Raw genomic sequence first — 1,959 nt, forward strand, 5'->3', positions numbered from 1 at the left:
TCGAGCACCACCGACTGCTTGTTTTTGTTATAGTCTTGAGCCGTATTCACGCCGCTCGTGGCCCGGAGCTTGGCATCGGCGTAGAGCTGACGATCATCCGCATGTTGGCGAAGCCAGTCGCGAAAAAGGCGATGGCGGATGTGCTTCCATTTCAGATAGTCCCGTGAATCTTTTTCGATGCCCGATCGGCTGGACGATCTCGTCTGTCATCCGTCGTGGCTCTCTCGCCGGACGGTGGACGACAGCCCTTCGCCGAAGTGGGACCCGTTCCGATCAGGTCTGAATCGTTGGCGTCACGACTGCAGATTAATGAAGCGGTGGATGTCGTGGGCAAAGGATGGCAACAGCGCTCTCCGAGGAAAGGCCGCTACTGCGTGGCCAGCGCCTAACTCTCGACACCGGCGACCGCGTGCAATCAGTGTTTGGTTTCGATGGCCAGTCCGGCAGCCTTCCAGGACGGGAAGCCATCCGGGAAAAATCTGGCCTGGATTCCCCTTGCCCGCAGAACCGTGACGGCGTCCGGCGCCAGTATGCATCGCGAGCCCCGGCAATAGGCGATGACCTCATTATCGCGTGGCAACTCGGACAAGCGTCCTTCCAGCTCTTCGTAGGGAATATTCACCGCACCTGGCAAATGCCCCGATGCGAACTCATCCTCTGGTCGGACATCCAGAATGGTGACGCTGCTGTCTCGCAAACGTTCCAACAACTCCTCGCGCGATACGCCTTCCAGCTTGTCCTGCTGCCGGAAACTGTCCTCCACCAGAGCCCGGATTTCGGTCCGGTTGAATTCGGCGAGTTGCGTCAGCGCACCCAGAAGCTCGATTATCGGGCCGTTCCCGATGCGGTAGAGGACGTTTTTGCCCTCTCGCCGGGATTGCACAAAGTTGGCCCGCTTCAACTGTTGCAGATGTTGCGACGCATTGGCGATCGTCATGTGCGACAACTCGGCGAGCCGCTCCACGGACCTCTCACCCTGCGCGACATGCTGCAGCAACATGAGCCGCTGAGCACTGCCCACGGCACGCGCTAGCTCGGCCACCTCCGAGAAGAACTGAATTTGCCTGTGATCCTGATCCATGCCGGCCATTTACCATTATTCATTTGATCAATCAATTCATTGAATGTAGTCTTGGCAATTTGTGGCGCGTGCATGCGAAGCCACCGTCGATGCGGAAATGAGAGGTGAAGAGTGGGTCATTCAGTGGAGTTTATCGTTCGAGCCGTGATGATCGGCGTCGGTGCGACCATCGTCATGGATCTTTGGGCCGTTTTTCTGAATCGCGTCTTTTCGATCCCCTCGCTTGGCTATCACATCGTGGGCCGGTGGCTGGCCAACATACCCGCGGGGAAGTTCAGGCGCGCCAACATCCTCAATGCCGCTTCCGTACCGGGCGAAGCGATCATCGGATGGACCGCCCACTACGTGATCGGCGTGATCTTCGCAGCAATCCTGCTGTTAGTGATAGGCGCAGACTGGGCCTTGAAGCCGACCTTTCTTCCCGCCTTGCTGATGGGCGTCGTCACCGTCGCGGCGCCGTTTCTGATCATGCAACCCGGGTTTGGTTTTGGCATTGCGGCGTCGAAAACGCCCGCCGCGAACACTGCGCGGTTGCGTAGTTTGATGACGCACACAGTTTTTGGGGTTGGCCTTTACATTGCCGCCCTGCTCTCGAGTACGATCGGCTGAGCATATGAATAGTGCCGGGCAAATTTGGTTCTTCAATGTGCCGTTCACGATCGAGGCTGTTATACTTGGCCAGCTCAGGGGCCTGATTGGCAGGGTCCTGCATGGATGGACCGCAACGATTCCATTCATCGCAGGAGCGGCGGGCCATCATCGAGATCGCCGGCTTCGATCCAGAGCTGGGCGTGCCAGCCCCGCTCCGCTAGCCTCGGCGCGAGCGCGACGAGGTCGTTGAAATTCATGCCGCCGTGGAAAACCGGCTTGCCGTCCTG

The 1,959-nt window shown here is 58.6% G+C and carries 3 protein-coding genes; 1 reads left to right on the top strand and 2 read right to left on the bottom strand.

All coding sequences use genetic code 11. The features are described 5' to 3' along the window. Together AC630_RS48545 and AC630_RS38755 are read right to left on the bottom strand one after the other, a co-directional pair. On the bottom strand, positions 1-179 hold a 179-nt coding region (locus AC630_RS48545), incomplete at its 3' end, for a GrpB family protein (protein WP_143198652.1). 236 nt (positions 180-415) lie between these two features. Continuing rightward, positions 416-1,090, bottom strand: a complete 675-nt coding sequence (locus AC630_RS38755) for an ArsR/SmtB family transcription factor (RefSeq protein WP_245330645.1) — start codon at positions 1,088-1,090, stop codon at positions 416-418. Between the two features lie 138 nt (positions 1,091-1,228). On the opposite strand from AC630_RS38755, the gene AC630_RS38760 reads away from it, so the two are divergent. Next, a complete protein-coding gene (locus AC630_RS38760; protein WP_074123629.1) occupies positions 1,229-1,690 on the top strand; it encodes a DUF2938 domain-containing protein in 462 nt (153 codons plus the stop codon). Positions 1,691-1,959 lie beyond the last annotated feature (269 nt).

This window comes from Bradyrhizobium sp. AS23.2, assembly GCF_001908185.1.
Lineage (GTDB): Bacteria > Pseudomonadota > Alphaproteobacteria > Rhizobiales > Xanthobacteraceae > Bradyrhizobium.